This is a genomic window from Sphingobacterium spiritivorum, assembly GCF_016725325.1.
Lineage (GTDB): Bacteria > Bacteroidota > Bacteroidia > Sphingobacteriales > Sphingobacteriaceae > Sphingobacterium.
Genome location: NZ_CP068083.1, coordinates 3,916,848 through 3,943,696, shown reverse-complemented (window position 1 = coordinate 3,943,696; position 26,849 = coordinate 3,916,848). Strand labels below are relative to the sequence as shown.

Below are 26,849 nucleotides of genomic sequence, written 5' to 3'. Positions count from 1 at the left end.
ATTGGTGCTGGCTGATTTTTAATTTTCGTAGTAGCGGTAATTTTCTTTACTGATGACGTCAATAGGCATATAGTTTATTTTCTGCGGTTCCTGCTGGGCTTCCAGTAATTGAAACAGAGACATCACTGATTTATAACCCTGCGCTATAGGTTTGTGACACAGCAAAAAGTCTACAATACCTTTTTCCAGATAAGCGATATTGTCCGGCAGATAATCAAAGCCGATCAGACATATTCCTGCTATCTGCTGCTCTTCAATAAAACGGGCTACGGATGCCACTCTTGAGTTGGTCACAAAGAGTACTTTTACGGTCGAGTCTTTTAATTGCTGTGCCAGTGCCTGCTCTATTGCGCTGTATGTGGTATCCCGGATAACCAGCTTATGCAATTTCTGCTTCATGTCATTATTCTGCATATACTGCAACAGTCCTTCTTCCTTACGTAAAAGGTGATGCTGCATTTCCATTTCCTTGGAAATATGAACCAGCAATATTTCATCCGCAGGATTGCTGATATAATTTATGAGCTGAGCGGTCATACATCCACTCTGAAAAAGATCAGGGCCAAAGTAAGCAGCACTATCAGACCCCGGAATATCGGAGTTGATGAATACGTACGGGATCTTGTTTTCATCACAATGTTGCAGCAGGGGCTGCGCTTCCTGATGGAACATGGGAGCCAATACGAGGGCGTCAAAGTCTTCCTCCAGCAGTTGTGCAGCCAAGGGAATAAAGCTGTGCCTGTCATTCTGATCAAACAACAATACATCCAGTGTAAAACTGTACCGCAGAATCTCGCTGCCTGCCGTGCGGACTCCCTCAAGCGGAGCTTTCCAATAAGCAGATTCGGGAGAGGCAGAGGGAATAAGGACAACGATACGACGGGCTTTGCGGCTGGCAAGGGCACGTGCGATCATATTGGGCTGATAGTCATGCTCCTGCAAAACGGCCAGCACCCGCTCTTTGGTTTTAGCGGCAACTCCCGGACGGTCATGCAGTACCCGGTCAATGGTACCGATAGAAACATTAGCCAGTTTCGCCAGTTCCTTAATACCTACCAGACTATTATCTTTTTTCATTTGTTTATAATTTGTTTTTATCAGCAGTCTTTCAGAGACAGTTGATTATTCAACGGACGCAGACAGTTGTGTATTTAGCAATCCACAAGTCTTTACCCTGTAAGCCATTTATACCTGAAAAATCATCAGTGTTTATGGCTGTCAATATATTTCGTACTAACCCGTTGTCAAACGATCATATCTGATCTCACCTTCCACTACGGTCATGTAGACTTCTATATCCTGATCAAACACAACGATATCCGCATCTTTACCTGTTTCCAAACTTCCTTTCCGATCCTGTACTCCCAGAATACGGGCAGGTACCGCTGTCAGCATAGATACCACTACTTCGAGCGGGATTCCGGCCAGATCCCGGTAGTTTCTGATCAGCTGATTACAGGTCGCTACACTTCCTGCAAATGCAGATCTGTCCGGCAGTTTGGCTACGCCTCCTTCCACCAGCACGGGCAATCCATCCTGCACACGCCCCAGTACACTAGGCCCTTCGGGCATAGCTGCAGCACGCATCGCATCTGTTACCAATGCAATACGAGTGGGACCTTTGATCTTGTAAATTAATTTTAACAGCGGAGCGGGGACATGAATACCATCTGCAATAATCTCTACATCCATACCATCTAAATAGTATCCGGCCTCTATCACGCCAGCATAACGCTTTGCATTTTTGCGCACAATGGTAGACATGGCTGAATAAAAATGAGTCGCCAGGCGATAACCGTGATCATAGCCTTCCACGACTTCCTCAAACAGGGCATCTGTATGTGCCAGCGATGCAATAATGCCTTTGGACTGCAGATAATCTCCAAAAGCCAAAGCCCCTGGAAGTTCAGGAGCGGCACTCCAGCGTGTAATATGCGGGCTGTAATCCAGTATAGCGCTGTATTCCTTTACATCCGGATTCCGGATATATTTCGGATCCTGTGCTCCCCGCTGGTTCATGGCCAGATAAGGACCTTCCAGATGTAAACCTAACCAGGATGCACCTTTCTTATTCTGAGGAAGAGCTGCTGCATAGGTATCTAATACAGCATACAGGTTTTCACTGTCAGCGGTTAGAGTTGTCGGACACATGGCTGTGGTTCCATAGCGGACATGGGTTTCGGAAACCCCTAGAAATGCTTCTACTGTTGCATCCATAAAGTCATATCCTCCACCGCCATGAACATGCATATCGATAAAACCAGCGGAGACATAACGCCCCTTCAAATCGATAATTTTCAACTCATCATCCTGTATTTCGGGCATCCCCTGACCAACTCCCGCAATACGTTTATCTACCACATACACATAGCCGTTTTCAAGGAGCGATGCAGGTAAAACAAGAATACAATTATGTAAAAGCAGTTTGGTCATGGTTACTATAATTTAGCTTTATTGCAATTGTTAACGTACACAATAATAACAAAAATGTTTTTACGATCAAATTTTTAATACTGATTTTTTACTTCCTATGCCTCTGGAGCATAGTAACAGGCCTGTATCCGAAAACTGATTTTTCTTTGATAAGCGACCTGTACAGGCACTTTTTTGCGATTGAAAATCAATCCCGGCTTACTTCCGCATAAGCACAAAAAAAAAGCACAGTAAAAGATGATCTTTTACTGTGCTTCTGTTATTTTCAAGCTCCTGCCTGAAAAGCTTGTGAACTTATTTTTTAATTTTCAGTTCTTTGCCGGCTATATCTTCCCATCTGTAGAAATGAAATGTTTTATCATCACTCATCGCTACAAACAGTCCGTTTTTGAACGTATCATTCAGCGGTACATTTACCACATCAGAACCATCGCTCTGACGAGCCGCTACAGGTACTGTTTTGAGTAACTGATGGGCATATGGGTTTTCTTTTGTCCCTTCACGGCTAAAGATCTGAAAACGATTTGCTCCCTGGTCAGATACCAGAATATAGCCGGTACTGTCCGTCAGCTTATAAATCGATATCCCTTCATGATCTTCAGCAAATCCGCTTGTAGCAAATAGAGCAAGCTGCTTATTTCCTTTTTCAGGATCAGCGTAATACTGACGCACCCCTGTCTGCTCATCCGAGTAGTAGACATAGCCCAGTTCATTATCTACAGCTATAGCTTCGATTTCTTTTTTACCCGAATATTCGCCAAACTTACGTACCAGCGTTGCTTTAACCTGTCCCTGACCATTGTCCTCCAGCAAATATTGCCACAGATATCCGTCCTTAGGACCGTTTTTACGACCTACGATAGCATACATTTTACCTGTGGGTGCCGTGTATATAGCAATTCCCATCAGATCGCGGTAATCCGTACCTGTCTCTCCTTCAAATACCGGAATACCGCCGTTGTCCACTGCTTTCATATCCGGCAATGAGAAGATCCGCAGTTTATGCGTAAAACGCTCTGTCGTGATCGCAATATCCGTTGGTTTACCGTTCAGCATCAATCCGTAGGCCAGGTCTACATTATTCGGACGCTTTAAGTTGCGAACCACCTTATCTTTTACAATCTTTCCCTGCAAATCAAATACATAGAGCGCGCCGTTTTCATCCTTGTCTGTACCCAGCACCAGACTTTTTGAAGGATCCTCCTTATTGATCCAGATTGCAGGATCATCCGAATCAAATTGTACAGCTTCGGAGATCACCGCAGGTTGTACTTCTGTACTATCTGTGCTGCCTGTATTGTGTTTACCGGGTTGCTGACAGGCATATTGACTCATAAGTGTCAGTGCCAGTACAGCCAAATTTATCTTTTGTAGTTTGTTCATGATGTTGTTTATATCTCTGTTATAATTTTACGCCGTATGCCCCTACATATAATGCCGGCTCCGGAGAACTGTATCTTGTTCCGTTTTCCAGAACGATTCCGTCTTTATAATGACGCTTAAAGTTAGTAGTACCTTTTGTCAATGCAGGTGAATTGCCCTGCAAGTGAAAATCCCATGCTTTGTTGTAATCCGGCAGCGTCATTGCTGTATTGAGCGGATAGTTAACAAATTTAGGATCATTCTCCCCTGCCTTCGTTCCTTTTACATCGTTCACTCCACCAATAACGTCATTCTTACCCGGTTGAAACTGATCTACTGTTGTCTGATCAAATCCATAGTACCAGTTGTTACTGTATACAGATCGGGTATCTTCCGGTTTCTTCGGGTCCCTTTTGATGCCAAAGCGGGTATTTGCGAACAGGTTATTGTACAGATCGGCACGTACTGTCGCTTCTACCCATACGGATCCGCCCTTGGCAGTCGGACGTCTCCAGCCTGTGTTGACCATTGTATTGTTGTACGCGATGATGTAAGCCTGTGGTGTACGGTCGCCTGTGTTGGACAACTTCAGCGCATTGGAATTCATGCTGTATACGATATTGTAAGCGACATCCGCCAGCGATCCTGACTTAAAGTTCATGGCATCACCACCGGTTATTCCGTTGGTGTAGAATTCATTATTAGAAAAGATAATCTTACCGCCATCGATATACGTACAGTCTTCCTGAAAATGACGGATAATACTGTGCTGTACAATCAGTTTGCCATTTACATTTGAAAACCAGATCGCCGGCAGATTTTCTCCGGGCTTGTTTTTATACAATCCCATTTTTACAGAAGTGGATGCATCCGAAGTGGTACTGCCTCCGTATTCTAGAATGGTATAATCCAGTACCAGTTCCTTACAGGTTGGTGCAGCCAGAATTCCGCCCCATAGTTTTCCGAATTTATTAGCTTCAGTTCTGTAAGGTTCAGAGATTGTAAACTTTACCGGATTTTCCGCTGTACCCAGGGAATACAGATTGCCTTTGACAATAATTTCAGGTTTGGCGATCGTATCCATCACAATAGTAACTCCCTCTTCAATAGTCAGCGATTGTCCTTCCGGAATGATAATATCACCTTTGATGACCTGGGTGCTTCCTTTAGCCCAGACACCCGAGACTTCTCCTGTAGCTGATCCGTCTACGGGACGTGTATCGACATCAATATTTGCTTTCTCACAGCTTATGAACCCTGTCATAATCAGAAAAAGAGCGGTTAATTTGATATACTTTTTCATATGTATGTAATTTGATTTGCAATGATCATATGGAATATCCAAACTATATTCAGAGATGTTTGTGCAGTCTGTACTACATGGATATTTCATATATATTGTATTTATAAGGATTAGTTTAATTTATAACGAACACCAACCAGGTAACTCTGACCGTAATAGTCACTGCGGATTAAGGTCTGTCCACCGGAAACCAGATTTTCAGCAATTTTATAGTTCTCCGGATTCGTACCTTTTATAAATAATTTCATCGGTGTATCTAATATATTATTGGCTTTTGCAAAGACCGTTAAACCATGTTTAAATCTTTTTTCTGCCGAAAAATCCATCTGAATAAATCCTTTTTGCCACAGATCATTATTCAGAAACTGAGACACTGTATTGATACGCGGACCTGTGTAAGCAGCGGCTACCTGTGCGTCCCATCCTGTTTTAGTATCCTTAAACAATAGCGCCAGATTGGCAATATGTTCGGACTGTCCGTATAAAGGTCGTGTCTGCTCTACTGAAATCGCTTCGATATCACCTGATGTTGGATTGATGCGTCGCTGTGTTTTGGGGGTGGTAATACGGGAATGCGTGTAGGTATAGTTTGCTTTCACCCCAAATTTATTGACGTACTTGATATAATCTACCTCAGCTCCATAATTATTGGCATTCCCAAAATTTCCGGGACTGTAGTAAATATCCTGTCCCCGTGTGGCATCTGCCTGGAAAGTATACTCAATCGGGTTTTTGATTTTCTTATAAAAAACTCCCGCTAAAAGCTGTTCCGAAGCTCCGGGAAATAATTCATAACGTAAATCAAAGTTATCCGCCAGAGCACGCATCAAATTAGGATTTCCACGTTCCTGATACTCTTCATTGACGACCTTACTTGGCACCAGTTCATAGAACCCCGGTCTGTTGAGAGACTTGGCATAAGAAGCATGCAATTGAGATTTGCTGTCAAAAAGATATTTTACGGTCAGGCTCGGCAGGATATCCGTATACACCTGACGACCTGCAGGTGAGTTTTCACCGGCTGGAAACAACAGGTTATAACCCTGATTATTATGTTCCATACGTGCTCCACCGATGGCCTGAAGGCGTTCGGCCTGATAATTAAACATGGCATAGACAGCTGTTGTCTTTTCCGTAGCATCGTAGGTCAGCGGATTACTTACCGCTCCTGTAGGATTGGTGACCCGAAGATTTAATTCGGTATAATTCTGATAATCCACGCCATACAGCTTACCAATATCGGATTCAGAAGGTGCCAGGGTGTAGTTATTATAGAAACTGCTTCTCTGTTTGTCCCGGTAAAGACCACCGGCAGACAGTTCCAGATTAGCATCTTTCAGCTCCAGTTTATATTTCAGGTCCCAATAGGCCGCCATATCATCGTCGGTATTGCGTTCCCAGCGATAATTTACCGGAGCGGTATTGACTAAAGTAGTTCTGCGACGTTCGAAATTCTGTTCCAGACCATTCAGCGTGATTTGTGTATTCTGCGGAACATCATTTAAAGCCGATGAATATACCGCTGCCCAACGAATGCTGAATTTATCATCCAGCAGATTGTGTGTTCCCTGCAATGTTCCGTTGTATATCTTCTGATCTGTCTTACGGCTACGGGTCTGATAGACCAGTTCCGCATTGCCCAGATCAGGCTTATACTCTCCGTTGTAGTTGGTCGTCACCGCTTCCCTCACCTGCTCATTCAGCAGGTTGACATACATATTGTAAAAGCTGAACTTGTTGTTCTGATCCAGTACATAGTCTACCTTTGAGTGAAGTCCCAAACGCTTTTGCTGTTCGGAATACTGACGTTCTACTTTATTGGTGATAACGGCATACTCGTCTGTACCTGTCACGGCATTATTGTAAAGGGTACTGGTACTTCCGCGATAGGTATTCTGGTAACTTCCGGCTACAATAACCCCCAGTTTATTATTAAAGAAACGTTGTCCAACGGACAGACTGCTCAGGATATTCGGCGCCGGTTGTTTGCTGCTGTAGTCCAGGGTGCCTTTGCTGAAATCTGCCTGTGAGGCTTTATAATCCCGGCCATTCAGTTCATAAGGGGATTTTGACTGTATACTGCTGCTGTTGTAGGAAGTAAATTTATTATCAAAAAACAGCTGGCTGTAGCCTGTAGATACATTGGTATTGATCTGTAATCTTTCCGGTGCATTTTTCATAATCATATTCACCGCACCTCCTATCGCATCGGCCTCCATATTTGGCGTCAGACTTTTATAGACTTCCAGTCTTTCCAGCAGATCGGAAGGAAAGATATCCAGTGGAATGTAGCGGTACTTATTGTCCGGAGAAGGTAATTTGACACCATTCACTAAGGTATAATTGTAGCGCTTGTCCATACCTCTGAGGATAGCATACTGACCATCCCCGTTGCTGTTGCGCTCCAGCGATACCCCGGAGACACGTTGCATCACATTTGCGACTGTCAGATCCGGAGAGAGCTCAATAGCTTTACCGGAAATAATATTCATGACCTGTGAAGCATTCTGCTCTATACGTCGGGCTTCTCCATCTCCCGAACCGGCTCCTTTGCTTTTGATAGATACTTCCATCAATTGGGTGGATTTGGATAGCAGGTAGAATGCAAATGGCGGCGTATCTTCTTTCAGAACTGTGATCTCCTCCACTACACTTTCATAATTCAGATAGGAAATCTGTATGTTTTCCTTTCCGGCAGACAGCCCTTTGATCTCAAACGATCCGTCAAGACCTGTACTCGCGGATTTACCGCTTTTTTCTAAAACTACAGTAGCACCGACAAGGGCTTCACCACTGAGTTTATCATAAACTTTACCTTTTATTTTTGTAGCATGGACCAGTCCCGCACAAAATAATAATGGAATTAAAATTGCAAATAATTTCTTCATTGCTTTTCAAATAATAGTCTGATTAAACGACAGGACAAAAGTGAAAAAACATTTGAAACAGCAAGAATTCTAAGCGTTACAAGAAGGCAACAGCGTTACAAACAGCGTAAACAAAACAACAACACAAAATCATAAATAATTGAAAATTAGAGATTTAAAACAAAGTCAATTCTCCATTATCGTTACATCATCATTACATTAAGAAATTATTAAGCAGAACAGATTGGGAATTCAGAAAAATCTTTTGGATACAAAAATGACCTAAAGGGACTGGATGAAAAAACTAAGGTTATCGCCTTGTGCTATATGGAGTTTTTTCCTTAACCGGTACCTGGCCACACGCAGACTATCAGTAGATATCCCCAACATCACGGCTATCTCGGGTGAACTGAGATTCATTTTCATCAACGCAATAAGGCGAAGATCTGAAGCCGTCAGTTCTGTGCTGTAATTTTTCAGCTTTTCAAAAAACTGCTGATGTACCTGTTCAAAAGCCTGAGCAAATTCTTTCCAGTATTGTTCTTCACCGAAGGAATTATCGATCTCCTGTATAAGCTGCTGAAGCTGTCTTTTCTGATCACGACGTTCATCTTTTACCATGGCAGACAGGTCTGCCCGCAATTGTTCCAGAAACTGTTTATTCTTGATCAGATTTAAGGTATGAATGGAGAGTTCATTTCCTTTGAGTACGAGTTGTTCGCGCAGCAAATCTTCTTCCAGCAGTTTGTTTTCCAGTTGCAACTGCACAAAAGCATGCTCTGCCTCCCGCTTTTCGACCGTATTTTTCTGATCTCTGTTTTTCAGACGCTGCCGGCTGATGATCACCAATATCAAAACAACAGACAATAAGGCACCAATGGAAAACGCAATCACCATAATACGGTTTACCTTACGGATACCGTTCAGCCGGGCAATCTCATCAGCCTGTTTATTCATATCATAGAGTACCTGTAAAAAAGAGGTTTGTTTGAGTACCTCTTCCGAATAGACTTCCAGACTATAGGTACGGCTGAGTTCGGCATAGTGATAAGCGCTGTCCAGCTGCCCCATTAGACCATAGGTCTTGCCCAGATCTTTGGTTGCTGAAGCCTTTTGATAGGTGTTTTTTGTTTTTTCGGACAGACGCAGGGCTTCTTTGGTTTTCGCGATACTTGCAGCATATTTTCCGGTTTTGCGTAAGATATCCCCCAGGTTATTGATGACTTCGATTGTGCCGGTCTCATTGTTTTGTGCTTTGTAAAGCAACAGAGACTGATTAAAATGTTCCAGGGCTTCATCATACCGCTCCAGGTCTTCATAGATGCTACCCAGATTTTCATATATTTTGGCTGCTCCTTCCGGATTATTACTGCGCTGAAACTTTTCGAGAGCCATTTTTTGGTAATAAAAGGCGCTGTCATATAGCTGTCTCTTTTCATACACCTGCCCTATACTTCCCAGAATATTGGCCTGCCCTTCCTCATTTTTGGTCTTTTGATATAAGGTCAGCGCCTTCTTAAACAGATGCTGTGCCTTATCGTGTTGCTTATTGTAGAAATAAAGCATTCCGGTCTTCCCGAAATTCTGCGCCAGCAGATCGGAATTACCGACCTTTTCAAATGCGCTTTCTGCATCAATATAAAATTCAAGTGCCTGCTGATAATGTCCCTGATGGAAGCAGATCTCTCCCATTGCCTGCAGATATTCCCCTTCCAACTGCGGATTGTCAGCCTGTCTGGATTTCGCATAAAGCTCCTGCAAGGATCGCAAAGCGGTATCCGGGTGTTGGGCAGCCATAGCCTGTACCTTTCGTGGTACCTCCGACTGACTATACAGCAGATTTCCAATGAACAACAAATAACAGAAACAGAATAAGCGCAGCATAAGGTTGTTTGTCTTAATTGCCACAAAGTAACTGATACAGTATTAAGTTAATGTTAAATTAACAAGTAAGGTTGTTGATTTGGTGATATATGGATGGAAGCTACAGGCGATTGTATAAATAGCAAAAGCACGAAATTATGCAGATTCTTTATTCCTCATTACTTACTGTACAATTTTTCATTTCAATGCTAAACTCCAGATCTGGCATCTGGTTTAGAAAATCGATATTCTTTTTATCCAACAGTTTACCACTGCTTTCTATGGTGAGTTCCTGTAAATGGGTTAAGTTTTGTAAAGGCAATAAGGTATTAAAATCGCTCGTATTCGCCAGAAAAATCGTCTTTAAGGATTTTACCTGAGAGAGAGTTTCGATTACATTTTCCATGTTTTTGCAGGAAGTGAAATCTATATCTTCAAGCTGTGAAATCTCCGTAATCCAAGTGATATCTACAATCGAAGGAATACTAACCAGATACAAAGCTTTTAAGTTTTTGAAATTGGGTAAGGAAGCCCAGTTACAATCCTTGCTCTTCTCAATAGAAAGGGTTTCCAGCTGAGAATTGACCTGGAATTCAAATCCTTCTTCCTCTAATTTTTCGATGTACAGTGTTTTGAGCGCCGGATGAGTAAACAGGTTTTGAAAACGTTTGGAATAGCTTGTAAACAGTTCTTCCAGATGTATCAACTGCGACCAGTCCAGACCTTGTTTGCCTTTGAACTTACAGTTTTTGATTTCTAATCGCTTTACCTTTTTAAATTGAAACAGCTCTTCACTTTTCCCGAACCCCATATCGCTCAGATGGACAATTTCCATTTCACTAAAGACTTCAGAAAACACAGTATTGCTTAGCACATCCGGCCCGGCTTCTTTTCCTGAGACAATCAGATTACGAATATTTTCCGATTTCATCATAGCAGAAATATCTGCTGCTGAATCTTCCTTTTCCAGTACAATAAACTGATCTGATCTGCCCTGTGTGGTTGTTCCTAGGTACATGTTGTAGTTCTTTTTGTTTTTAGAAGTTCGGTATGGGTTATTTTATTACTCTTATTTGTTACTTACCGATAAAACAACCAATAATCAATTTTTAACAATTTATTATCTGAGAAGTCGTCCTTTGTAATAATTAAATATCATTTCTAAATGCAGATTTCATTAGCTCTTGTTCAGCTCTTGAAATACCTATTTCTTTCGCAATAACTTCCCATCCTTCTACTGCGGTCAAAACTTCGGCTATAACACTGTTCATTTGACTATCATTCAACCTAAAATATTCACCAACACTTTTTGCCAGATCAAAATCCAAAGCATTATTATGCATATCAATATTCAATGCTAAGCCATCTTTATCAATTGAGGGATTAAGATCATAAGCTGGTGACAACCTCCAGCCTTCAGAACTCAAAATAAATCCATGATTACGAAGATGGTCATCTGTGTTAGAGACAGCAATATTAAACACGATTCTACGCCACAATTGACCCAAGTTATCATCGACGTGATAGCCATTATCCTGTATAAATTCAACAATATCTAAATAACTTGCATGATTATCTTTAATTGTATCTTCGTTATTTCCTGTCATGGTCATAGCCGATGAAAAATGAATTCTATCCGTTCCGACCCTATCAAATCGTTTAGTGAAAAAAGTATGGTACTGACCATTAACTTTTTCTAACCGACATTCAGTCATTTCAATGCCTGCATTTATGGCTAACTTATAAGTCAAAAATTCCCACGCAGCTTTATCTATAGTATCATTTTTTGAAGGAAATTTAGCTATCCAAAGATCTTTGTTTTCATCTAAAATATTGGCTTTTGGTCTAGCACCTCCTAAAGATGAGCCTGGAGCAATGAGCAATTTTAACCACTTATTTATGGCTTCATTTTCTTCATCATTTTCATAATGAACGACGGCTTGTTGCAATTCACGAACCGTCGACCATGGCGGTGTTGATTTCTCCGTATCATTATCCAAAAAATCACCATCAGGATCAAGTTTGAAACGAAAAGCCCCCATTCTGGTTTTGTCATAAACACCTAAAAGAAAATGGATATCATATAAGGTTTTGGCTTTCGTTCCATTTGCTTTAGCAAGTTGAGCTTCTCTACGTTTCATCAATGTACGACCCCATGTATCAGGCATACTATCCAGAAAAACACCGAAATTCTCTTTATTATTGGGAAATTGTTGTCCCGAATAGAATTGGATATCAGGATCAATTAAGCGTTGTGCATTGGTCTTTAACCATTGTTTATCATACTCAAAACTAAATGCTTTACGACCTTTTGCCTGATGAGCTGACAAAATACCGACCAATGTTGACTGCGATAAACCTATCCAATCTGCATAAACGTATATATCTGTTTTATTTACCGCCATCTTACAACAAATCTAAATCCTGAAGTTTACGTCCAAAAACATCATCTGCTGCTAATTTTAAAAAATCATCTTGCAGACCTAGTACACGTAATACATTGAAATATGCCCCCATAGCAACACTTGTATCACCTTTTTCGACAAGATATAACGTAGAACGTGCAATACCTGCCCGTTCTGCTACTTGCACAGCAGTCAACTTACGGCGTTTCCGAGCAAGTTTAATATTCCCGCCCATCTGTTCCAATATAGCTTGAAACTTCGGTAAAACAGGTTGTCTTTTCATCTAAACGTTCGTTATTTCAAACAAAAATAATTATTATGTTTGAAATAACGAACAATTAAACAATAAACAAACTTTAATTAGATCCACATATTATCCTTCAACAGTCTGAAATCATTGTCAGCAGGTATTTGCAAGATATGGCAATGTTTATCATCAAATCCAGGTTGGTCTTTTAGATAAAATTGTTTATCTATTAATTTACCCTCACCTGGATAAAGTAGAACTACCTTAGTTGCTTTCTAAATTCCGCATTTTTCCGACAACTGGGATAGGACTTTCCATATTCTTTATATGCTAACATATCTTATTTCTTTTCAAACTGCGGAACAGCATCTGCATCATTAAAATTTACTATTAGCTTCCGCATACGTCCTTTATCACTAAAATGACGTCCCAGATTAATAGTTTTATCAAAGAAATCTGTAGTGCCATCAGCACGTTTGTGATGGAATATCTTTACAGACTTACAATTCTCATGATCAAATATTTCTTTAAACATGGTTCGATCTGATAGGCCGCAAGAATGTCCTAAAACAAAAACTTGATAATGGTCTTCATTCAAGAATCGTATTAAGTCACGATAATTAGGTGTTTTCAAGTAATGATACGACTTCACATGCTCGAAAAGTTTATTATTGCGTTGTTCTTCAAATAAAGCATAATCCTTATCATGCTCATCTCCAAAACCAAATATAATCGGGTTATTAGCATTATTTAATTGACCATGAATATGGTTTATAGCAACTTGAGAAAAGGTTCTTTTTCTTAGTTCTGCTAAATAAGAATAACATGTATTGGTGTAGTTAAAATTCAAAATATGCGCTTTATGTTGAATGATATTACCTCCGTTAACGGAATGATCTAAACCTAACTTAAATCTCAATTCATCATCCCCCATACTTGTCTCAAAATCCTCATAATTAAAGCCCTGACTTAATAATTTGCCAAGAGGATAATTTACTATTTGATCAAAACTATTATCTTCTAGTGTTAAATACTCTTCAAGCTTACTTTTTAAAAAAGCGAATTGATTATTCAAAGTTTGGATATATTCCAAATCATGGACATTATCTGAATCATTAAATTTCTTCAGTGCATCAAAATATTCTTGTTCAATATCAACCCATCCGCAGTCTAAACATGTATAAATAAGTTGTTTGAAAAATATCGATTTAAAGGATACATTATGAGCGAGAATTGTATTTATATATCTATATTTTTCAATATTGTCAGAAGCAACATATTCTCGAGTAGGCTCAAAATCCAAATATAATTTTAAGATTTTATTTTCGTACAAATATCTGCTTAGTCCCCTGTCACCAGCATTTTCGACAAGATCCATGCGCCTATAATATTCTACAACTTCAACACGAAGAAAATCATCTTCAAAATAATGGCCATTCGCGTATATTCCTGCTTGATTAAAACATTCGTCTAAATACCAAAAGATAAAATCCTTATAACTAGTTTTCAATCCATGCGCTAAATCAAAACCATTACCGATTAGTATTAGTCTATTCATTTTATTGATTAATTTTCCGTTTTAAAATCATAATCTATATTCGAATTGTAAGTGTCCCTAAAAATAAAACAGCTACTGATAAGAAAAAAATATTTTTAACTTTTGAATTTATTTACCTGATTCTATGCCAAGATCGGATGTATTTATGATATCATCTATTGAAGTGAATTTAATAGATATTAATAAAAAAAGAAAATAATCAGCAAAATGTTCAATGTACATGTTGGATGTGCTATTAATTATATTTGTGTTAAACAAAACAACCATGTCTCGATCATTACGTAAAACTAAAATATTCGGAATCACTACAGCTGAAACAGAAAAACAAGACAAAAGGCGATGGAATAGAACTTTTAGAAAAGTTTGTAAAAAACTAATCCGTCTGGAAAAAGAGGTTCCAAGTAAAATCCAAGGTGTAACTAGTGTATGGGATGGTGCTAAAGATGGAAAGAAGTATTACTGCGGTGCTACACAAAAAGATATGAGAAAAATAATCTTTATGTACATTTTCATAATTACTACTTCAGCCTATACTTCAACAACCAATTCCTTTTCATAACCATTATAAGGTTCATCTATATATCCATGCGGATTACAGATAATTTCTGTTTTGCCAATATGATATCGGCTTGGTGTATGGATATGACCATGAATCCAGAAATCTGGTTGATGCATTAAAATAAAATCTTCCATATCAGAAGCATAAGCAGCCGATACAGGATCATTTTTATATTCTGTTGGTACAGACTGTAAACTTGGCGCATGATGTGTAACTACAATATTTTTAGATTTCTCAGAACCTTGCAAACTTCCTTCTAACCATTTCCGTGACACCTGATGAATTTGAAAAGTATCAACGGAACGAATCTTTGAGTAAGAAGGATCGCGCCTAATCATTTTGTAATCGTTCATCGTAGACTGACAAATGATACCATATTCCACTGAATTACCAAATACTGAAAAATCTGTCCATAACGTGCAACCGTGGAATCGAATATTATCTATATCAATATATGAATCCTCTAATAAATGAACATTTGAATTTTCAGCTAATGTCTTCAGTTTATTTAAGATTTTAGGATAAGAGTTTTTATAATACTCATGATTTCCCAGTACATAAATTACAGGCTTATCTTTGATTCTTGACTGTATCCAATGTAATCCCTTTATCCCTAAATTTACGTCTCCAGCAATCACAACAACATCAGCATTATCAAAAGACAATTCTGTAAGACCAAACTCCTGATGTAAATCACTGATTATTTGAATCTTCATCTTTTTAAAACTTTACAGCATAACAGTTCAATCAGAGTATCTAATTCAAAGAAAAGTCAAAAAGAACTAAAAAACTGTTAACAAGCTAAGAAACACAAAGTAAAACAGCTTTACTTCCCGATACAAAACTTACTAAATATATTATCCAGCAGATCATCCGTAGATACACTACCCGTGATTTCTCCCAGATGATACAGCGCCTGGCGGATATCCATAGCCAGAAAGTCAGAAGTGACCGGATTATCAATACCAAACAGCACTCTGCCCAGCGAATCTTCCGTATGCTGCAGCGCCTCGACATGGCGAATATTAGTGACCATTACATCATCCGTATTCAGATTAGCCAGGTTCACCTGACGCAGCAGTTCATCCTTCAGTTCCTCGACGCCGATCTGCTCCTTGGCAGAAATAAATACCGGAGAAAGAGACTGATATTCAGCACGCTGTTCTTCCGACAGCAGATCCGACTTATTGATAATAGTAACAAAAGGAATATTCAGGCTTCGCACCTCTTCCAGTTGTGTTTCCACATCTGCAATCGTATCCTGTACCGGATCAAAGAGATAGATAATCAGGCGAGCCTGTTTCATCTTTTCTCGGGTACGCTCCACACCCTTTGCCTCAATCACATCTACCGTTTCGCGTATACCTGCCGTATCAATAAAACGGAACGTCACCCCATGAATATTAATCTCATCTTCGATTGTATCCCGTGTAGTACCGGCGATATCCGATACAATAGCACGCTCCTCATTCAGCAGGGCATTCAGCAAAGTAGATTTACCCACATTCGGTTTGCCGGCAATAACCACCGGAACGCCATTTTTGAGCACATTCCCCTGTTCAAAAGACTGAATCAGTTTTCGCACTACCGAATTGATCTGTAGAATCAGCAGCTTCAGCTGATCCCGGTTTGCAAACTCCACATCCTCCTCCGAAAAGTCAAGTTCCAGTTCGATAAGAGAAGCAAAATGAATCAGATCATCCCGCAGCTTCCGCAGCTGATTGGAAAACCCGCCCCGCATCTGCTGCATAGCGATCTGATGGGATGCCGCCGAATTAGACGCAATCAGATCCGCCACCGCCTCTGCCTGCGAAAGATCCATACCACCGTTCAGGAAAGCACGCAGTGTAAATTCTCCGGGTTTGGCAGCCCTTGCCCCCTTGCGGATCAGCAAGCTGATAATACGTTCGATAATATATTTAGAGTTGTGTGTAGATATTTCCACCACATGCTCCTTCGTATAAGAATTAGGGCCTACAAATAAAGTGACAAGTACCTCATCCAGAATTTCTTCTCCATCCCGGATCGTACCGAAATGAACCGTATGAGAAGGTTGGGCAGAAAGATCCTTGCCACGAAAAACCTGATTGGCAATTTCAATAGCATCCTTGCCCGAAAGACGGATCACAGCGATAGCACCATTACCATTGGCCGTAGCCAATGCAACTATAGTCTCTTGTTGTTGAATAGAAGATGTAGACATGCTGCAAAGATACGTATTTCAACAGCAAAGAACAGGCGCAGAAAGACACAATCTTGCCTGTTTTAAATTCCGGTTTTCCCTCAGCCGAAAGATCGTTGGCAACAGGAAGATGACAGCCGTATCTGAAACAAAACAGTCCTGAGCGAAAATTTCATTTTTTTGACAACGATTTCAAAAATCACTTGTTAATACTATACAAGAGAGATAATTTATGGACACATCTAAAGCAAAATCACTTCAGAAACTTGATGTTAATGGCACAACCTATCATTACAGTTCGCTGAAAAACCTTCCCGGAGGTTCGGTAGATCATCTTCCGTTCAGTATCCGGATTTTATTGGAAAATGTACTCCGCAATTTTGACGGGTTCAGCATTACCGATGAACATGTCAATACATTGCTTCACTGGTCACCGGCACCGGTAGACAAAGATATACCCTTCAAGCCGGCGCGTATCCTGATGCAGGATTTCACCGGCGTACCTGCTGTCGTGGATATGGCCTCTCTGCGGGCAGAATATGTACGCCACGGTAAAGACGGACAAAAGATAAATCCGGCTATCCCTGTGGATCTGGTCATTGACCATTCCGTACAGGTAGATTACTTCGGCACAGATTATTCCTATGATAAAAATGTACAGCTCGAATACGACCGTAATACCGAACGCTATGAGCTCCTGAAATGGGCGCAAAAAGGACTCCGTAATTTTACAGTTGTCCCTCCCGGAATGGGAATCTGTCATCAGGTCAATCTGGAATATCTGGCCAAGGGCGTCATCGGCAGAGAAGGCTGGTTATTTCCGGATTCTTTAGTCGGTACCGATTCACATACCCCGATGGTAAATGGTATCGGTGTGATTGGCTGGGGTGTAGGTGGTATCGAAGCAGAAGCCGCAATGCTGGGACAGCCCATCTTTTTTACCTGTCCTGAAGTCATCGGTCTGAAACTTACCGGAAATATCCCGGATGCCTGTACCGCTACGGATATGGTGCTTTCTATTACCAAAATATTAAGAGATAAAGGCGTAGTAGGCAAATTTGTGGAAGTCTTCGGCGAAGGACTGGACAACCTGACGGTGACGGATCGTGCTACAATCTCCAATATGTCTCCGGAATTTGGCTGTACAGTGACCTACTTCCCTATTGACAACCGCACACTGGAATATATGCACGCCACCAATCGTTCTAAAGAGCAGATACAGATTGTAGAAACCTATTGTAAGGAAAATCTGTTGTGGCGTACCGGTCATGAAAACATTCAGTATTCGTCTTTAGTCGAATTTGACCTGTCTACATTAGAACCTACCGTGTCTGGTCCAAAACGTCCGCAGGACAAGATCATCGTCAAAGAACTGGGAAGCAAATTTGCTACCTTGCTGGATAAAGAACACAACAGAGAATACCAGCCTTTTCAGGATCGGCGGGAAGCTGCCTGGCTGGCAGATGGCGGATCAGGAACTGAATTCACCTTTGGAAAAGTTCCACTCACGGCACCCAATAATTTTCAGGTGGATAAAGAAGCCATACAATCTGTACGCATCAAGCATAAGAATAAAGAATTTATCCTGAGCGATGGCAGTATTGTGATTGCCGCCATCACCAGTTGTACCAATACCTCCAATCCTGCCGTCATGATCGGCGCCGGACTACTGGCCCGCAATGCGGTAGAAAAAGGATTGCGGACCAAATCCTGGGTCAAAACATCTCTGGCTCCGGGATCTAAAGTCGTCACTCAATATCTGGAACGTGCCGGACTGAATGTAGATCTGGATGCTTTACGTTTTCATACCGTTGGATACGGCTGTACTTCCTGTATCGGCAACTCAGGCCCCCTTCCTCCGCATATTGCCGAAGCCGTAGATAAAGGCGAGCTGGTAGTGGCATCCGTTTTGTCCGGTAACCGGAATTTCGAAGCCCGTGTACATCCGCAGGTAAAAATGAACTTCCTCATGTCACCTATGCTCGTAGTTGCCTATGCGCTGGTAGGCCGTGTGGATATCAACCTGCTGGAAGATCCGTTGGATTATGATCCGAATGGCAATCCGGTATATCTGAAAGATATATGGCCAAGCCGTGAAGAGATTATCCGGACGATCAATGACTGTGTGAAACAGGAAGATTTTCAGGAAGTATATGATGTCATCTTTGACGGGTCTACAGACTGGCAGAATCTGCAGGTCAATCTGGAACAAAACTACGAATGGAAATCCGATTCTACCTATATCAAAGAGTCACCATTCTTTGAGGGGCTGAAAGAGACTTTAAATCCGGTAACCGATATCAAAGATGCACGGGTGTTATTATATCTAGGAGATTCAGTCACGACAGACCACATCTCCCCTGCGGGTTCATTCAGAGATAACACTTCAGCAGGCCAGTACTTACTGGCTCACGATGTTGCGCAGGCTGACTTCAACTCCTACGGATCCAGAAGAGGAAATCACGAAGTTATGATGCGGGGTACTTTTGCCAATGTACGTATCAAGAATAAGATCGTCGATAAAGAAGGTGGATACAGCATCTATTTTCCAGATAACGAAGTCAATACCGTATATGAGACTGCCATGGCTTATCAGAAAGACCATACGCCGCTTATTGTATTGGCAGGTAAAGAATACGGATCAGGGTCTTCCAGAGACTGGGCTGCCAAAGGAACATTCCTGTTGGGCATAAAAGCAGTGATAGCGGAAAGCTTTGAACGTATACACCGTAGTAATCTGGTCGGTATGGGTGTAGCACCTTTGGTGTTTCTAGAAGGCCAGAATGCCGAATCTCTGGGACTGGACGGAACAGAAACGTTTAATATTACAGGACTGGCTGAAAACCTGAGTCCGCACAAATTACTGGACGTAAAAGCTGTTCATCCATCCGGCAAAGTAACCGACTTCAAAGTCAAAGCCCGGTTAGATTCCGCTATAGAGATAGAATATTACAAGAATGACGGTATCCTGCAATATGTATTGAGAGAATACCTGAAGAATAATTAACAAGCTGACTGAATATAGCATCTACCCCTGAACTTCTCAGGGGTATTTTTATTTCCTGTAGTCAGGAAAAAGTGAAATCCATTATCACTGAAATTTCTCCCCTTTCCTTCTTATTTTTTCCGGATTTATCTTTCTGAACGCAACAATTCAAGCGAGAATACCGCGAACCTTTCCTGTAATCTTCATAATTATTTAACACTAATAAAATATAGTATAAATAAACATTGTTTAGTATTACAAAACATTTTATATATTTATACTACCATTATGATAAAACAAGGGAATTTTCTGGTTTTTGAACGTTCAAACACACCTCTCACTTCGCACAGTATGCCCGTGAGACCGCTCTCGGAAGGAGAAATATTAGTAAAAATCTGCTATACTACGCTTTGCGGAAGTGATCTTCATACTTATTGCGGCATGCGTCAGGAACCTTGTCCAACCATTCTGGGACACGAAATTGCAGGAATTATAGAAGATATCGCTCCTGATTATAAAGGAACCGATGCTATTGGTATTCCCCTGCAAAAAGGCGATCTGATTACCTGGACCGTATTTGCCAGCGATCCGCAGACGGACAGCTATAATCCGGAAATTCCGCAGAAAAACACTGCACTTTATAAATACGGGCATCGTCAGCTTACAGAAACAGATAGTTTCCATGGTGGACTGGCTACGCATATTATTCTGCGCCCCCATACCTGCATCCGAAAATTATCGCCATCATTACCTCTGCCAGTAGCTGCGACGATCAATTGTGCTGTGGCTACGGCTGCCGGAGCCCTGCGGCTGGCCGGATCTGTAAAAGGTAAACGTATCCTCATCTCCGGAATGGGGTTGCTGGGCCTGGTTTGTGCGGCAATGTGCAAAGAAGCCGGAGCAGCCTATATTATTGCTTCGGATATGGATCAAAAAAGACTGGAACTTGCCCGGAAATTCGGTGCAGACCAGACATTCAATCCGGCAGATCAATCCGAAGAACTGTCGGGCTCTCTTCTGATGGATTGCTTTTTTGATATGAGTGGTTCACCTGAGGCAATGGAATCGGGCATTGATCACTTAGCCGTTGGCGGATATGCGATATTGATTGGTGCTGTCTTTAAACAACGCAAGCTTCATATTGATGCCGAACAAATCATAAGACGTGTACTAACCATACGCGGACTGCACAATTACAATTATTCGGATTTCAATACAGCTGTTGATTTTATTACGGTTCATCTGGACAACTATCCTTTTGCCGGAATGATCGAAAAAGAATTTTCGCTGGAAGAAGTCAACGAAGCATTTGCCTATGCAAAAGATAAAAAACCGGTACGTGTCGGCATCCTTATCCATCAAAACTAATACAGGATGGATATTCAAAAAAAATTCAGAAAAGAACAATGGAAAATGTTGTTTATTACCATGTTTTGCTACCTGTTCTTCTATACCGGACGCCACAATTTCGGATGGGCAGCCAAAGGTATGGCTGCCGAACTGCACATTAGTTTTCAGCAGATCGGATGGATCAGTTTTTCGATGCTAATGGGGTATGCACTGGGACAGCTTATCAACGGCAATCTGGCTGACCGCTTCAGTCCGAAAATCATGATATTGACAGGTGGTTTTCTGTCCATTATCTGCAACCTCAGCATCAGTTATGCAACGACCTATACAGCCATTCTGATTCTCTGGACATTAAACGGATATTTTCAGTCTATGGCCTGGGGCTCGGGCAGCAAACTCATATCCAACTGGTGGGACAGTAATGAAAGAGGTAAAGCATTCGGATTCTATACTATGGCAGCGGGAAGTTCTTCTGTACTAACATTCTTTATGGCTTTATTACTGGTGCAGCAGGGACAAAGCTGGCGCACACTTTTCAGATACCCGATTTTGTTTCTGCTGTTTGCCTTGGTTCTGTTTCTGATTATTGCACGTAGTCATCCTTCCCTAAAAGGCTACAAAACAGCAGAAAGCTCCTCTGGCGGAACTATCGAGAAAAAGTCGGAATGGAAATCCTCCTATAAAACGGTATTTCAGAACCGCAATTTTATGATTGCTTCCGTGGCTATAGGATTTCAAAGTATGGCCAGATATGGTCTTATCTTCTGGGTGCCTATTCATTTTCTCGGAAATAATTACAAAGAATCTTCTGAGAACCTTTGGCTTACCTTATTTATTCCGGTCGGAATGGCCATCGGCGCAGTTTCTTTTGGTTATATTTCTGATGTGCTCTTTAATAAAAACAGAAGCAAATCTATCCGGATCGGGATGCTGTGCAGCTGTGCTGTAGCATTACTTATTTACGTTATACCAGCTCCACATCATACGCTGGCAGCAATTCTTATGTTTGCTGCAGGCTTTTTTGTATACGGGCCACAAGCTAATTTCTGGACGCTGAGTCCTGATCTTCTCGGTTCAAAACTCGTCGGTACAGGGATTGGCATTATGAATATGTTTGCTTATATATTTGCAGCTGTAGGCGAACCTCTGTTTGGTAAAATAATCGATTATACCGGAAACACCTCCAATATTTTTTTAATAGTCGCTGTCATATGCGCAATATGTGCATGCATTATATCATTTATAAAACCTCAACAGATCAATAATCATGAGTAAAATTAAATTAGCCTTGTTTGATATGGCCGGAACTACCGTACAGGACAATCGTGAAGTCGAAAAATGTTTTTTCGAAGCCATTCAGGCAACACAACTGGAAGTATCTTCCGAAAAAATAAACGGCATGATGGGCTGGTCTAAATACCGGGTATTCGAAACCATCTGGAAAGATGAAATCGGAGAAAATCATCCCTCATTTAAAGAGAAAGTAGACGAATCCTATGCTTTTTTCTGCAATACACTCGAACATCATTATGAAACATATGGAGCAAAACCTTACGACGGGGTATTGGAAGTATTCGAATTCTGCCGTGAAAACAATATCCGGATCGCACTGACTACCGGATTCTACCGAAAGGTAACTTCCATTATTCTGCGTAAACTGGGTTGGGATAAAGATCTGGACAGTCATTATGTAAGACTCCATAATACCGCAGACAATATTATTAATTGCTCTGTATCCAGCAGTGATGTAGAAAATGGCAGACCTGAACCGGATATGATTTATCTTGCGATGGAAAAATGTCAGATCCGGGATGCGGGTACGGTGATCAATATAGGCGATACCCCTTCGGATCTGCAATCTGCGCATCGTGCTCATGTAGCTTATTCGGTAGGATCACTCTATGGAACACATGCAGAACATGAACTGAATTATTATCCGTCGGATAAACTTATACATCAGCCATTGGAAATTATAGAACTTATAAAAGCCTTATAATACAGGAATTACGGCTAACAATAAAACCAGTTATGATAGACAGAAAATCATTTTTAAAAATCGGAGGACTTGGGATCACCGGTCTGCTGATAAACCCGGCATTTGCCTCTGCCCAAGCAGGTACAGATAAAGCCAGTCAAAGCATAAAGTTCGGTGTCATCACGGATCTGCATTATGACCTGATGCACGACAGTGAGAAACGGGCAGCCGCATTTATTGCAGCGATGAAACAGGAAAAACCGGATTTCATTATCCAACTGGGGGATTTCTGTATGCCCAAACCGCAGAATAAACCTTTGATGGATATATGGAACAGCTTTAAGGGAGATAAATACCATGTGTTGGGTAATCATGATACCGACGGAGGATATACCAAAGAACAGACCTTAGCGTTCTGGTCTGTTGATCGTCCTTACTATTCGTTTGATAAGAATGGTTTTCATTTTGTGGTCCTTGACGGTAACGAGAAAAGTGAAACAACCGAGATACCGGGTTATCCGCGTACAATAGCAAAGAAGCAACTGGAATGGCTTAAAGAAGATTTGAAAAAGACTTCCTTAAGGACCATAATATTCTGTCACCAGGGTCTGGAGAATACCTTAGGAGGACTTGATAACGGAATGGAGGTTCGTTATCTGTTAGAGCAGATAAACGAAAAGGCCGGGTTCAAAAAGGTCATCCTCGTATTGACAGGACATCATCATATGAATTATCATAATGAAATAAACGGAATACATTATGTACAGATCAACAGTGCATCTTACTACTGGGCCGGAGAAGAATTCAAAAGCCGCGCATTTTCAGAAGACTTTTATAAAAAACACCGGATACTACAGTACACACTGGTCTACGAGGAGCCGATCTGGGCGATGATCGATATTAACAACAAGAATAGAATCTCGATCAAAGGCAAAAAAACCAGCATGGCCGGCATACCGCTGGAACAGACAGGGATTGATATTTACAAAGATGTCTATCCCATTAGTTCGGAAATCGATTCCCGAGTACTTAAATACTAAACGACAACGCCCCTGAATAGATTTCAGGGGCGTTGTCATTTTTAGGAAATCAGCTTTTTCAGTACGATCAGTACTTTAAAACCGTCTAAAATTTATAGCTGCTATTTCATCTTAAAACAATGTACATTACCTGAAAAATCCGCTACATACATATAATGATCTGCAAGAGTTGCCTCGGCAAATACAGGCGCTCCCAATGTAATAGCCTGTACGAGTTTACCCGTCTGATCAAGCACATAAAACTGTCCGTCTGAAGCTCCGAAGTACAGATTGTTTCCTACAGCAATGACACTGCTTTCTACTGTACGAACAGGTTTATGCTGATCCGGACTGGTATAGGCTGAAGTATATACCAGCGCTTCTCCGGTATTAAACTGCCATTTTTCTTCCAGCGTCTTGAGGTCGTAACTTTTCACACCACTTACAGATGTAGGCATGATCAGTTCACCGTTTAAAAGCAGAGGCGATGCCATTACCTTAAATTCATCCTCAAAAATTTTCTTTCTAATGGTCTCTCCGCTTTTCAGATCCAGGACAAACAAACCGTTAAGTCCCGTGGTGTATACATATTCACCATCAAAACTCACACCGCCGCTTCTGAAACGAAGTCCGTCATCATTTCTCTTCCACAACAGTTTACCGGATGCAAGATCATGTGCAAATAAGCTATTCCAGTTGCTGCCTGTAAGCAGTACATCTTTTGCAATCAGCATAGATCCGGGCATCCCTTCACCGCTATTCCAATCCTTATTCTGCCAGATTACATCTCCTGTTTTGACATTTAAGGCCGACAGGTATTTACCATAACCGGTATAGTAAATACCTTTATCTATTACCCCTCCTGTTACGTACACCGGCAGCGTTCCGCCGCTAAGATCCTTTGTCCATTTAGGTTTTCCGGTTTTGACATCCAGCGCATATACATTGCCGGCACCATCCGTAGCTAACACTAGTCCTTCAGCTACGTTCAACTTATTTTTAACAGAGCTTTTTGTACGATAAGACCAGATCTCTTTTCCAGTTTTTTTGTCCAGCGCAACGATCTTGCTTTTGTCAGTCATACCGTCATCAATAGTCGCAGCCAGTACCAGATCATCCACAACAAGCGGACTTGCTTTCCATACACTCGCTCCGATATTGGCACTCCATATCAGCTGCAGAGGCTGATCAGCAACATTCCTGGCTAAGGTGAAAGGTTGTTTCTTTAATTCGCGCTCGCCGTTAGTATATACCACTTCAGTAAGCATTTCATAATTTACGCCATAAGCTACTTTGCCTAATGCCCCCTGCCCTCTCCAGTTCCAATCACTCCGTTGTTCCAGTGATTCTTTAGCGATCTGTTTTCCATGCTGGTCATAGATATACGTATGGACTCCGGTTACAGCTCTTTCACTATCATAGATATTGACATTTAACTCGAGTTTATTACCATTCAGGGTATTCGTACCAGCCGCAGCAGGACTTACTACAGCCACATGTCCTTTCAGATTAGCATATACAGGCTGCACATGAGTAACTCCGTTACTATCGATGTCAATAGCCATAAACTGACCAGCTGAATTATCGATGCCTCCTTTATTCGGAGCTCCGGTAGAGATCACATACACATTGCCTTCGCCTACGCGTTGTACAAAATTATTATGCCAGTGCCCAAACAGCCAGGCTTTCAGATTATACTGTTTGAGGTCAATCTGTTCTGTCTTACCTTTCATCACAAAATCTTTCCCTACTGCAAAGTCATGATTGATAAAGATCAAAGGCTTATTCTTATCCTTTGCAGCCAGATCCTTTTTCAGCCAGGCGATCACCTGATCCTGTGTATAGCTGGGTGCATAGTCGCCACCGGCCATAGGTGTTACCACAAAATGTGCAGGACCAGCATCAAATGAATAATAAGTAGGACCAAACAGATCCTCAAATAGTTTTTCACCATATTCCCCTTTTACGAGATCATGATTACCAACAGCGTAATAGGTAGGTCTGCGCATCAGTTCTGAATTGACCTGACGCGCATGAAACTGCATACCCGGTTCGTAACAGATGTCGCCGGTATGCATAATTAATGAAGCTCCCTGTTCACGTGCGTAATTACGGACATTGTCTATCCATTGCCCGTAGAGGGGTGTTTCAGTATCGGTAATCTGAATAAAACGTAATTTATCAGCCGATTGATTTTCATCCTTTACCAAGCTGAAGTCATATGTTTCATCCGCTTTGGAAAGTTTAATATAATGTGTTTTCCCGGCCTTATAACCCGATGGAACAGTAATGAAAAGAAAACGGGCTTTTTCATGAGGTTTAATATCAAATTTGCCATTCGCATCCGTTTTGACCATATCATATCCGTCCGATACGAGGATATCTCCTACTCCTTTTTCATTCAGATCCGGTTTCTTATTATCGTTAAGATCGATGTAAACCTGTCCGCGATACTGTGCATGTACCAGTTGAGCAGTTAAAATTGCACTGATAAGTAATATTTTTCTCATGATGACGTAGGGGCAAACTTTGCATGTGCAGCAGCTTGCTGAAAATTATTATTTTAGAATTGATTATTCGTTTTTTAATGATGCAACATACTACAAACTACACCAATTGTTTATAAATATTAAAAAATACAAAAACGAAAGGCATATATTCTGGCAAAAGTAAGCGCTGTAGTTTAGCATTACTTAAACTCAATGTTAAATAAAAAATTTTATCCCTGCAAAATAATTTT

The 26,849-nt window shown here is 41.1% G+C and carries 19 protein-coding genes; 6 read left to right on the top strand and 13 right to left on the bottom strand.

The window, feature by feature from the left end; all coding sequences use genetic code 11:
• Positions 1-18: 18 nt before the first annotated feature.
• The 10 genes from I6J02_RS16445 to I6J02_RS16400 form a co-directional block, all read right to left on the bottom strand.
• Positions 19-1,077, bottom strand: coding sequence for a substrate-binding domain-containing protein (locus tag I6J02_RS16445; protein WP_201678918.1), 1,059 nt, complete (start codon positions 1,075-1,077; stop codon positions 19-21).
• A 156-nt stretch (positions 1,078-1,233) separates the two neighbouring features.
• Positions 1,234-2,433: an N-acetylglucosamine-6-phosphate deacetylase gene (nagA, locus tag I6J02_RS16440; RefSeq protein ID WP_201678917.1), complete on the bottom strand. Its 1,200-nt coding sequence runs from the start codon at positions 2,431-2,433 to the stop codon at positions 1,234-1,236.
• Positions 2,434-2,727: 294 nt separating this feature from the next.
• Positions 2,728-3,816 (bottom strand): phytase, encoded by a 1,089-nt coding sequence (locus tag I6J02_RS16435; RefSeq protein WP_201678916.1) that lies wholly within the window; start codon positions 3,814-3,816, stop codon positions 2,728-2,730.
• A gap of 19 nt (positions 3,817-3,835) precedes the next feature.
• Positions 3,836-5,098 (bottom strand): right-handed parallel beta-helix repeat-containing protein, encoded by a 1,263-nt coding sequence (locus I6J02_RS16430; protein ID WP_201678915.1) that lies wholly within the window; start codon positions 5,096-5,098, stop codon positions 3,836-3,838.
• A gap of 110 nt (positions 5,099-5,208) precedes the next feature.
• Entirely contained in the window at positions 5,209-7,986 is a 2,778-nt protein-coding gene (locus tag I6J02_RS16425) for a TonB-dependent receptor (RefSeq protein ID WP_201678914.1), read from the bottom strand.
• A 261-nt stretch (positions 7,987-8,247) separates the two neighbouring features.
• Positions 8,248-9,762: a tetratricopeptide repeat protein gene (locus I6J02_RS16420; protein WP_236582060.1), complete on the bottom strand. Its 1,515-nt coding sequence runs from the start codon at positions 9,760-9,762 to the stop codon at positions 8,248-8,250.
• Positions 9,763-9,997: 235 nt separating this feature from the next.
• The gene (locus I6J02_RS16415; protein ID WP_201678913.1) at positions 9,998-10,846 is read right to left on the bottom strand and encodes a hypothetical protein; all 849 of its coding nucleotides are present in this window, start codon (positions 10,844-10,846) and stop codon (positions 9,998-10,000) included.
• Positions 10,847-10,976: 130 nt separating this feature from the next.
• Positions 10,977-12,233: a type II toxin-antitoxin system HipA family toxin gene (locus I6J02_RS16410; RefSeq protein WP_201678912.1), complete on the bottom strand. Its 1,257-nt coding sequence runs from the start codon at positions 12,231-12,233 to the stop codon at positions 10,977-10,979.
• Position 12,234: 1 nt separating this feature from the next.
• Positions 12,235-12,516, bottom strand: coding sequence for a helix-turn-helix domain-containing protein (locus I6J02_RS16405; protein WP_201678911.1), 282 nt, complete (start codon positions 12,514-12,516; stop codon positions 12,235-12,237).
• Between the two features lie 304 nt (positions 12,517-12,820).
• Positions 12,821-14,038: an AbiH family protein gene (locus tag I6J02_RS16400; RefSeq protein ID WP_201678910.1), complete on the bottom strand. Its 1,218-nt coding sequence runs from the start codon at positions 14,036-14,038 to the stop codon at positions 12,821-12,823.
• A gap of 265 nt (positions 14,039-14,303) precedes the next feature.
• Here I6J02_RS16400 and I6J02_RS16395 point away from each other — a divergent pair, with 265 nt between their 5' ends.
• On the top strand, positions 14,304-14,597 hold the full coding sequence (locus I6J02_RS16395) for a hypothetical protein (RefSeq protein ID WP_201678909.1): 294 nt from the start codon (positions 14,304-14,306) through the stop codon (positions 14,595-14,597).
• Here the strand turns inward: I6J02_RS16395 and I6J02_RS16390 are convergent.
• A complete protein-coding gene (locus tag I6J02_RS16390) occupies positions 14,567-15,313 on the bottom strand; it encodes a metallophosphoesterase (protein ID WP_201678908.1) in 747 nt (248 codons plus the stop codon). The two genes, I6J02_RS16395 and I6J02_RS16390, sit on opposite strands and share 31 nt — an antisense overlap.
• A 110-nt stretch (positions 15,314-15,423) precedes the next feature.
• The gene (gene mnmE, locus I6J02_RS16385) at positions 15,424-16,800 is read right to left on the bottom strand and encodes a tRNA uridine-5-carboxymethylaminomethyl(34) synthesis GTPase MnmE (protein ID WP_201678907.1); all 1,377 of its coding nucleotides are present in this window, start codon (positions 16,798-16,800) and stop codon (positions 15,424-15,426) included.
• 211 nt (positions 16,801-17,011) lie between these two features.
• On the opposite strand from mnmE, the gene acnA reads away from it, so the two are divergent.
• From acnA to I6J02_RS16360, 5 genes are all read left to right on the top strand, one after another.
• Positions 17,012-19,786: an aconitate hydratase AcnA gene (gene acnA, locus I6J02_RS16380; protein WP_201678906.1), complete on the top strand. Its 2,775-nt coding sequence runs from the start codon at positions 17,012-17,014 to the stop codon at positions 19,784-19,786.
• A gap of 267 nt (positions 19,787-20,053) precedes the next feature.
• A complete protein-coding gene (locus tag I6J02_RS16375; protein WP_201678905.1) occupies positions 20,054-21,133 on the top strand; it encodes a zinc-binding dehydrogenase in 1,080 nt (359 codons plus the stop codon).
• Positions 21,134-21,139: 6 nt separating this feature from the next.
• Positions 21,140-22,390 (top strand): MFS transporter, encoded by a 1,251-nt coding sequence (locus I6J02_RS16370; RefSeq protein WP_236582058.1) that lies wholly within the window; start codon positions 21,140-21,142, stop codon positions 22,388-22,390.
• On the top strand, positions 22,383-23,111 hold the full coding sequence (locus tag I6J02_RS16365; RefSeq protein WP_201678904.1) for an HAD hydrolase-like protein: 729 nt from the start codon (positions 22,383-22,385) through the stop codon (positions 23,109-23,111). Before I6J02_RS16370 ends, I6J02_RS16365 begins: the two co-directional genes overlap by 8 nt.
• Before the next feature lie 32 nt (positions 23,112-23,143).
• A complete protein-coding gene (locus I6J02_RS16360) occupies positions 23,144-24,130 on the top strand; it encodes a metallophosphoesterase family protein (RefSeq protein ID WP_201678903.1) in 987 nt (328 codons plus the stop codon).
• Positions 24,131-24,231: 101 nt separating this feature from the next.
• Here I6J02_RS16360 and I6J02_RS16355 read toward each other — a convergent pair whose 3' ends face one another.
• Positions 24,232-26,619, bottom strand: a complete 2,388-nt coding sequence (locus I6J02_RS16355) for a PQQ-binding-like beta-propeller repeat protein (protein WP_201678902.1) — start codon at positions 26,617-26,619, stop codon at positions 24,232-24,234.
• Positions 26,620-26,849: the final 230 nt, after the last annotated feature.

Excerpts from the sequence above, each read along its gene's own strand:
- I6J02_RS16445 (WP_201678918.1), bottom strand. The coding sequence starts at position 1,077 with ATGAAAAAAGATAATAGTCTGGTAGGTATTAAGGAACTGGCGAAACTG.
- nagA (WP_201678917.1), bottom strand. The coding sequence starts at position 2,433 with ATGACCAAACTGCTTTTACATAATTGTATTCTTGTTTTACCTGCATCG.
- I6J02_RS16435 (WP_201678916.1), bottom strand. The coding sequence starts at position 3,816 with ATGAACAAACTACAAAAGATAAATTTGGCTGTACTGGCACTGACACTT.
- I6J02_RS16430 (WP_201678915.1), bottom strand. The coding sequence starts at position 5,098 with ATGAAAAAGTATATCAAATTAACCGCTCTTTTTCTGATTATGACAGGG.
- I6J02_RS16425 (WP_201678914.1), bottom strand. The coding sequence starts at position 7,986 with ATGAAGAAATTATTTGCAATTTTAATTCCATTATTATTTTGTGCGGGA.
- I6J02_RS16420 (WP_236582060.1), bottom strand. The coding sequence starts at position 9,762 with ATGGCTGCCCAACACCCGGATACCGCTTTGCGATCCTTGCAGGAGCTT.
- I6J02_RS16415 (WP_201678913.1), bottom strand. The coding sequence starts at position 10,846 with ATGTACCTAGGAACAACCACACAGGGCAGATCAGATCAGTTTATTGTA.
- I6J02_RS16410 (WP_201678912.1), bottom strand. The coding sequence starts at position 12,233 with ATGGCGGTAAATAAAACAGATATATACGTTTATGCAGATTGGATAGGT.
- I6J02_RS16405 (WP_201678911.1), bottom strand. The coding sequence starts at position 12,516 with ATGAAAAGACAACCTGTTTTACCGAAGTTTCAAGCTATATTGGAACAG.
- I6J02_RS16400 (WP_201678910.1), bottom strand. The coding sequence starts at position 14,038 with ATGAATAGACTAATACTAATCGGTAATGGTTTTGATTTAGCGCATGGA.
- I6J02_RS16395 (WP_201678909.1), top strand. The coding sequence starts at position 14,304 with ATGTCTCGATCATTACGTAAAACTAAAATATTCGGAATCACTACAGCT.
- I6J02_RS16390 (WP_201678908.1), bottom strand. The coding sequence starts at position 15,313 with ATGAAGATTCAAATAATCAGTGATTTACATCAGGAGTTTGGTCTTACA.
- mnmE (WP_201678907.1), bottom strand. The coding sequence starts at position 16,800 with ATGTCTACATCTTCTATTCAACAACAAGAGACTATAGTTGCATTGGCT.
- acnA (WP_201678906.1), top strand. The coding sequence starts at position 17,012 with ATGGACACATCTAAAGCAAAATCACTTCAGAAACTTGATGTTAATGGC.
- I6J02_RS16375 (WP_201678905.1), top strand. The coding sequence starts at position 20,054 with ATGATAAAACAAGGGAATTTTCTGGTTTTTGAACGTTCAAACACACCT.
- I6J02_RS16370 (WP_236582058.1), top strand. The coding sequence starts at position 21,140 with ATGGATATTCAAAAAAAATTCAGAAAAGAACAATGGAAAATGTTGTTT.
- I6J02_RS16365 (WP_201678904.1), top strand. The coding sequence starts at position 22,383 with ATGAGTAAAATTAAATTAGCCTTGTTTGATATGGCCGGAACTACCGTA.
- I6J02_RS16360 (WP_201678903.1), top strand. The coding sequence starts at position 23,144 with ATGATAGACAGAAAATCATTTTTAAAAATCGGAGGACTTGGGATCACC.
- I6J02_RS16355 (WP_201678902.1), bottom strand. The coding sequence starts at position 26,619 with ATGAGAAAAATATTACTTATCAGTGCAATTTTAACTGCTCAACTGGTA.